Source organism: Mycobacterium sp. (assembly GCF_049585075.1).
Lineage (GTDB): Bacteria > Actinomycetota > Actinomycetes > Mycobacteriales > Mycobacteriaceae > Mycobacterium.
In genome coordinates, this window is the sequence record NZ_JBAUZA010000384.1 from 1 (window position 1) to 7811 (window position 7811).

Here is a 7811-nt window from a genome sequence, read left to right on the forward strand (position 1 = left end):
GTGCAATCGTTCATCGAGCGTCGCCAAGCCCGATTCCAGGGGCGCTGACGGCGTTAGGCTCGGCCCAGCGGGATCGGGGAAGGCGTCAGCCATGGGCCACTACAAGAGCAATGTGCGCGACTTGGAGTTCAACCTGTTCGAAATGCTCGGCTTGGAAGAGGTGCTGGCCGACGAAGGGTTCGGCGACCTGGACGGCGATTCAGTGCGGGAGATGCTTTCCGAGGCCGCCCGGTTGGCCGAGGGCCCGGTGGCCGAGTCGTTCGCCGACGGCGACCGCCACCCGCCGACGTTCGACCCCGATACCCATGTCGTAACCCTGCCGGAACCGTTCAAGAAGTCGCTGGGAGCGTGGCGCGACGGTGAGTGGTTCCGGGTCGGACTCAGCGAAGACGTCGGCGGTGTGCCGGCTCCGTCGATGGTGCAATGGGCGATCAACGAGTTTGTCCTGGGCGCCAACCCGCCGGTGTTCATGTTCATGGCCGGCCCGATTCTGGCCAACATCCTTTACAGCATCGGCAATGAGCAGCAACGGCATTGGGCCTCGATGGCAATCGACCGCAACTGGGGTGCCACCATGGTGCTCACCGAACCCGACGCAGGTTCCGACGTCGGCGCCGGCCGCACCAAGGCGACCGACCAGGGTGACGGGACCTGGCACATCGACGGCGTCAAACGGTTCATTACCAACGGCGACACCGACGACCTGTTCGAAAACATCCTGCACATGGTGCTGGCCCGGCCCGAGGGCGCCGCGCCGGGCACCAAGGGACTGAGCTTATTCCTGGTACCCAAATACATGCTCGACCCGAAAACCGGTGAGCCAGGGGAGCGCAACGGGGCGTTCGTCACCGGACTGGAACACAAAATGGGCCTGAAGGTTTCGGCCACGTGTGAACTGACATTCGGCCAGCACGGCGTCCCGGCGAAAGGATGGTTGGTCGGCGACAGTCACAACGGGATCGCGCAAATGTTCAAGATCATCGAGTATGCGCGAATGATGGTTGGCACCAAGGCCATTGGGACGTTGTCAACCGGTTATCTGAATGCGTTGGAATACGCCAAGACTCGGGTCCAGGGCGCCGACCTCACCCAGATGACGGACAAGACCGCGCCGCGGGTCACCATCCTGCACCATCCCGATGTGCGCCGGGCGCTAATGATGCAGAAGTGCTACGCCGAAGGCCTCCGTGCGCTGTACCTCTACACCGCCGCCCACCAAGACCCGGCGGCGGCTGCGGTGGTGTCCAGCGCCGACGCGGAGTTGGCGGAACGAGTCAACGATCTGCTGCTACCGATCGTCAAGGGCGTGGGCTCGGAGCGGGCCTATCAAACGTTGACCGAATCGCTGCAAACCTTCGGAGGGTCCGGCTTCTTGCAGGACTACCCAGTCGAGCAATACATCCGCGACGCCAAGATCGACAGCCTCTACGAAGGCACTACCGCGATCCAGGCACAGGACTTCTTCTTCCGCAAGATCATTCGCGATCACGGCAAAGCGCTGCAACACGTTGTCGCACAGATTGAGGCGTTCATCGAAAGCGACGACGCCCGACCCGAACTCGCCGACGCCCGCCAGCGGCTGACCACCGCACTCGAAGATCTGCAAGGTTGGGTCGCCACCATGACCGGCTATCTTGTCGATTCTCAGCAGAGCGCGCGCGAACTCTACCGAGTGGGCTTGGAGTCGGTGCCGTTCCTGCTTGCCGTCGGCGACCTGCTGATCGGATGGCTGTTGCTTCGGCAGGCGGAGATCTCGCTGGCAGCACTCGACGGCGACCCCGCAGCCGCCGATCGGGCGTTCTACAACGGAAAAGTCGCTGCGGCAAACTTTTTCGCCAAGAACGTGCTACCGCGGCTGACTGCTGATCGCGGTATCGCAGCTAATGTCGATCTGGCGGTCATGGATCTGCGCGAGGAAGCGTTCTAATCGGTTGCGGCGTACGGGTCGATCTCGACGGCGGCGGCGACTTGCCGCCAGAGGACTTCGATGATGCGATCGGGCCGCGGCCGCGGTGTGCGGCCCAGCGCGGTGACCATAACCCGCTGCATCGCGCCGAACATCGCCGCGCCGGCCAGTTCGGGATCGATGGATGACGCTAGTTCGCCACGCTTCTGGCCGCGACGGATGCTTGCGGCCGCGTGCTTAACGACGCTGTCGACGTGCCTGTTCTCGGTCAACGCGACCTCGGGCTCGCGAGATAGCCGGGTGTAGATGATGACAGCAACCGGATCGGTGTAGTGGAAATGCACACCCTTCTCAAGGCGGATGCGCTCGTGCTGTACCCATGTCCCCAGGTCGTCGAGATCGAGGTCGAGAACCTCGGCGTGTAGCCGGTGGTAGAAATCGTCCAGCAGTGCGCTCACGAGTCCTGCACGCGACCCGAAGTAGCGGTTGACCAGGCTCGGTACGACACCTGCTGCCTCTGCTACCCAAGCGATTTCGATATGACCATCGTTGGCGATTGCGGTGTCGCGGGCACAGGCGAGGAGTCGTTCCCGTGTAGCACGCCCCTTTTGGGTTCTCGGCTCAGCGGTCGTGATCACGCGGGACAGCTTACCAAAAAATAAATTGACGTCACTTCAGTTTTGCCCTATCGTTCGTGCAAAGCGCAGTCATCGAACCCAAACGGGAGGTTCGCTATGAGTCCCTTGACAACGCCGCTGGTCGCCGGCGATTTGGAGATCGTGCGCCGCATACTCGCTCATATCGACGCCGGGACCACCGATGAAGGTGAGGCGTGGCGCGAACCGGTGGAAAACTACCTAGACCCAGCACGATTCGCGGATGAACAGCGGTTGCTGCGCTCGCTTCCCAGCGTGTTCATTCCATCGGCGGCCATCCCGAACCCAGGCGACCGTGTCGAGCGCGTCTGCTTCGGTACGCCGTTATTCGCCGTTCGTGGCAGCGATCGGCGGGCACGAGTATTCCGTAACGCCTGCCGTCATCGCGGGATGGCTCTTGTTGAGGGCGCTGGATGCTCTCACGCGCTGGTATGCCCGTACCACGGCTGGACTTATCGTCTTGATGGCTCGCTCGCCCATGTTCCGCACGCGGACGCCTTCCCGGATTTGGACGTCTCGGCGCGTGGCCTGGTCGAAGTCACCAGCAGCGAGGTCGATGGCCTTATCGTCATCGGCGCGCTGGACCCCGATGCGGCAACTGCTGACGACGCGATGGCGGCACTGACGGACGGCAGTCCATGGCGCGACAAGCTGTTGCCCGCCCAGCGGCTCGTCGTCAACGAGTCCGCAGTGCGGAACATCAATTGGAAGGTGCTCATCGAGCAGTTCCTGGAGGGCTACCACATTCGCTCAACGCACCGTGAGACGTTCTTCCCGCTACAGTACGACGATCTCAACGTGGTGGAAACGTTTGGGCCCAACAGCCGAATCACGTTCCCATACCGCAACATTGAACGACTCCGGGACCGCGAAGAGTCAACGTGGACGACGAAGCAGCGCATGACATTCCTCTATCAGCTGTTCCCGAACGTGATGATCGCGACGTTTCCGGACCAGGTGAGTGTGGTGGTCGTCGACCCGATCGATGTCGAGCACTCGACGCTCACTACCTATACCTTCGTCACGCCTGAGTTTGCAGACGCGGCTCTGAACGCGGCCACCCAGCGGGACGGCGGCAGACCGCCGAGCCTGCTCGAGCAGGGTGTATTGGAGGACAACGAAATGTCGGCCGGTGTGCAGCGTGGCTTGCGCTCCGGGGCGAATGCGTTCGTGGAGTTCGGACGGCACGAAAGTGCCATCGGGCACTTCCACGCCAACCTCGATCAACGCCTCGCGCTGCGACCATGACAGCAACGCCTTTCAGCGGATGTCGCCTTTACCTGCGATTTCGTGTGACATCCTGAACCGGTGTTCGCGGGGGTGCCGCCGTCAGGGGTGGTGACCTTTCTGTTCACCGATATTGAGGGTTCGACCCGTCGGTGGGAGTCCGGCGCGGATGCAATGCGGGTGGCGCTGGCCGAGCATGACAAGGTGTTGCGCTGTGCGATCGAGGCCCATGAGGGCTTCGTCTTCAGCCACACCGGCGACGGGATGGCCGCGGCCTTCACCTCGCCGATATCGGCGGTGGACGCCGCCGTCGACGCGCAGCGCGAACTGGAGTTGCCCGTACGGATGGGGCTGGCGACCGGCGAGGCCGAGTTACGCGACAACGACTATTTCGGCACGGTGCTCAATCGAGCCGCGCGGGTGATGGCCGCCGGCCATGGCGGCCAGATCCTCGTGGCGGACTCGACCGCGGGTCTGCTCAGCGGTGTCGAGCTGGTGAACCTCGGACCGCGCCGACTGCGCGACCTACCCAACCCCATCGCGATTTTTCAACTCACCGCGCCGGGCCTGCAGAAGGACTTTCCACCGCTGCGGACGATCGATACCAGTCAAGGGAATCTGCGGCCTGCGGTCAGTAGGCTCATCGGTCGCGACGACGATGTTGACGACGTCGCATCGGCGATGCGATCGCATCGACTGGTCACGTTGGCCGGAGTAGGCGGCGTCGGTAAAACCCGATTGGCGCTTGAGGTCGCTTCAGTTCTGGCTGACGAATTCCCCGATGGTGTTTGGGTTTTCGAGCTGGCTTCGGTCGTTGATCCTGCAGCGGTTCCCGACGCCGTGGCGGCGGTCCTAGGCATTACCCAGCAGCCGGGCATGACGATGAGTGAGTCGATCGCTGCCGCTTTGGAGGGCAGGCTCCGGCTTCTGGTGTTCGACAACTGCGAGCACGTCGTTGACGCAGCGGCAGATCTGATCGACCTCATCCTAGCGAGGTCGGCCACGGTGAAGATCTTGTCGACAAGCCGTGAGGGGGTGGGCCTCGCCGACGAGCGATTGTGGCGGGTTCCCTCGCTGGAAGTCGTTGCGGCCGTGGCACTATTCCGGGAGCGAGCGGCGCGGGACTTGTCTGCTGAAGAATCCGCGGCGGTCGAGGAGATCTGCCGCCGACTCGATGGCATCCCACTGGCGATCGAGCTGGCCGCCTCGCGAATGGAGTCGATGACTGCGACCGAGATGCGCGACCGCCTCGATCACCGATTCAAGCTGCTCGTCCGCTCGCGGCGTGGACTCGAACGTCACCAGACGCTGCGCCAGGCGGTGTCCTGGTCGTATGACCTCCTGGAAGAACCGGAAAAGGTGCTGCTGGAACGGTGTTCGGTGTTCGCCGGTGGCTTCGACGTTCAAGGCGCCTGTGCCGTAGCAGGGTCCGATGATGTCGACGAGTTCGCGATCCTCGATCTGCTTGACACGCTGGTGCGCAAGTCCTTGCTCGTCGCAGACCGGTCGACGGGCAAGACCCGGTTTTCGACGCTGGAGACCATCCGCCAGTACGCCGAGGAGAAACTCGTCGAACGTGGCGAAGCGGCCGAAGCGAGTTCGGCCCACGCACAGTATTTCGCTGACCGTGGAACCGACATTCTCGTGCTGTGGGACAGCCCGCGCCAGCGCGAGGCGTACGACTGGTTCGCCACCGAACTCGCCAATCTGCGCACGGCATTCCGCTGGGTCGCCGACGGCGGTGACCTCGATATTGCCGCGTCAATCGCGACCTGCGGCTCCCTCCTCGGCTTTTTCGGCGTCGAGAACTATGAGCCCATCTCGTGGGCAGAAGAGCTGATCGAGCCCGCGAGCGCAATAGGGCACCGGGACCTGGCGACTCTGTATGTGTACGCATCGTTTTGCTGGATGACGGGCCGCGTCGATCAAGGGCTCGCGTACGCAGACAGCGGTCAGACGGTTTTGGCGAGCAGCCCGCATACGCCGCCGTACGGCATGGAAGGCGGCCTTGGAGGAGCGTATATGGGCCTCGGGCAACCCGAGCGGTGGGCGGAGTTGTGCCGCACTTCGCTCGAGCGCCGAGGCGACAACCACGTTGCCATTCGTACTTGCCGCGTCTTTGCCCTTGTTTTCGCTGGTTTCCTTGATGAGGCGAAAGCAGCCGCCGACGGATTGATCGAAGCAGCTATTGCCAGCGATAACCCGTATATGCATACGTTCGCGATTGCCGCCTACGCATACTCCCTGGGTTCAACTGGTTCCGAACGTGACCTCGCGCTCTGCAGGCAGGGGTTAGCGCTCGCGCAAGAAAGTGGGAATCGCTACATCGAAGCGATTCTTGCGACGGCTCTGGCCCGACTCGAATCCGAAACAATTGTTACCGTAACGGCGCTCGATAATCTGGGGCTCGTTATTCGGCGTTGGCACGACTCGGGGAATTTTGGGAATTTGGTCGGCCCGCTCGCAATGCTCGGTACATTCTTGGATCGCCTGGGGCGGTTCGAGGCTGCCGCGACAATAGCGGGCTTTGCATGCGACCCCGTATCCCTGGCGTCGGTCCCAGAGTTGGCCGCCACCATTACGCACCTCCGCGAGATGCTCGGCGATCAGCCCTACGAATCGTTCGCCCGTATCGGCGAGGCGATGACCACGGCCGCCATCGTTGCGTACGCCTATGACCAAATCGAGCAGGCCCGAGCCGAGCTGGAAGCGGTCTCGAAATAGACCAGTCAGTTCGCCCGCTAGTCGGTGGTGTAGCCCATCGGCATCAGCACACTCTTCTGCTGGGTGAAGTGCTCGACGCCCTCGGGCCCGTTCTCGCGGCCGATCCCCGAGTTCTTGTACCCACCGAACGGACAGCACGGGTCGAACGCGTACCAGTTGATCGCGTAGGTGCCGGTGCGGATCTGCTCGGAGATCTTGATGCCGCGCGGCACATCGGTGGTCCACACGCTGCCGGCCAGCCCGTACGCCGAGTCGTTGGCGATCTTGATCGCGTCCTCTTCGGTGTCGTAGGGAATGATGCTCAGCACCGGGCCAAAGATCTCCTCCTGCGCGATCGTCATCTTGTTGTCGACGTCGGCGAACACGGTCGGCTGGAGGTAGAAACCGTTGTCCAGTCCTTCGGGTCGGCCACCGCCGGTCACCAGTCGCGCGCCCTCCTCGACGCCCTTGGCGATGTATCCCTCGACGCGGGCCCGCTGCTTCGCCGAGATCAGCGAACCGATCTGCGCGCCCGCGTCCGACGGCGGCCCAACCGGCAGCGAGGCCGCGAAATTGCCCACCGCTTCGACGATTTCGTCGTACCGCGAGCGCGGAGCCAGGATGCGGGTCTGCGCCACACAGGCCTGCCCGGTGTTCATGAGCCCGGAGAACACCAGCATCGGGACCGAGGCGGCCAGGTCGACGTCCTCGAGCAGGATGGCCGCCGACTTTCCGCCCAGCTCCAGCGTGCACGGCTTGAGCATCTCGGCGGCCCGCTTGCCGATTTCCTTGCCGACGGCCGAGCTGCCGGTGAACGAGAAGATGTCGATGTCGGGGTTGGACGTCAATGCCTGTCCGGTCTCGACGCCACCGGGAACGATCGACAGCACACCTACGGGCAGACCAGCCTCGGCGAACACCTCCGCCAAAGCATTTGCGCTCAGGGGTGTTTCGGCGGCCGGCTTGAGCACCACAGTGCAGCCGGCCAGCAGCGCCGGGCCCAGCTTGTTGATCGCCAAGAACAGCGGGACGTTCCAGGCCACGATCGCGCCCACCACACCGAGTGGTTCACGATGGACGATGGTCTGCCCGTAGCCGCCGTTGCGGACCTCCTGCCACTTGACCTGATCGACGGCGGGGCCGGCGAAGAAGTTCAGGCACCCGATGCCGCTCATCCACTGCATGGTCTCGACGGACATCGGCGGCTGGCCGGTCTCGTCGCCGAGCAGCTTGACGAAGTGGTCTTTGCGCTCCTCCATCAGCTTGAGCGCGCCGGCGATGACCGCCGCGCGCTCCTTCGGCGGCGTCGAGGGCCACGG

General features: G+C 63.4%; 5 protein-coding genes. 3 read left to right on the forward strand and 2 right to left on the reverse strand.

Annotated elements, in window-relative coordinates; genetic code table 11:
* The first annotated feature begins 91 nt into the window (after positions 1–91).
* A complete protein-coding gene (locus WB785_RS17990; RefSeq protein ID WP_424080657.1) occupies positions 92–1927 on the forward strand; it encodes an acyl-CoA dehydrogenase in 1836 nt (611 codons plus the stop codon).
* On the opposite strand, the gene WB785_RS17995 is transcribed toward WB785_RS17990, so the two are convergent.
* Positions 1924–2544, reverse strand: coding sequence for a TetR/AcrR family transcriptional regulator (locus tag WB785_RS17995; protein WP_424080658.1), 621 nt, complete (start codon positions 2542–2544; stop codon positions 1924–1926). The two genes, WB785_RS17990 and WB785_RS17995, sit on opposite strands and share 4 nt — an antisense overlap.
* Positions 2545–2640: 96 nt before the next feature.
* Between WB785_RS17995 and WB785_RS18000 the strand changes: the two genes are divergently transcribed.
* The gene (locus WB785_RS18000) at positions 2641–3810 is read left to right on the forward strand and encodes an aromatic ring-hydroxylating oxygenase subunit alpha (protein WP_424080659.1); all 1170 of its coding nucleotides are present in this window, start codon (positions 2641–2643) and stop codon (positions 3808–3810) included.
* Between the two features lie 60 nt (positions 3811–3870).
* Positions 3871–6513 (forward strand): ATP-binding protein, encoded by a 2643-nt coding sequence (locus WB785_RS18005; protein ID WP_424080660.1) that lies wholly within the window; start codon positions 3871–3873, stop codon positions 6511–6513.
* Positions 6514–6530: 17 nt separating this feature from the next.
* Here the strand turns inward: WB785_RS18005 and WB785_RS18010 are convergent.
* A partial coding sequence (locus WB785_RS18010) for an aldehyde dehydrogenase (RefSeq protein ID WP_424080661.1) occupies positions 6531–7811 on the reverse strand: 1281 nt, incomplete at its 5' end.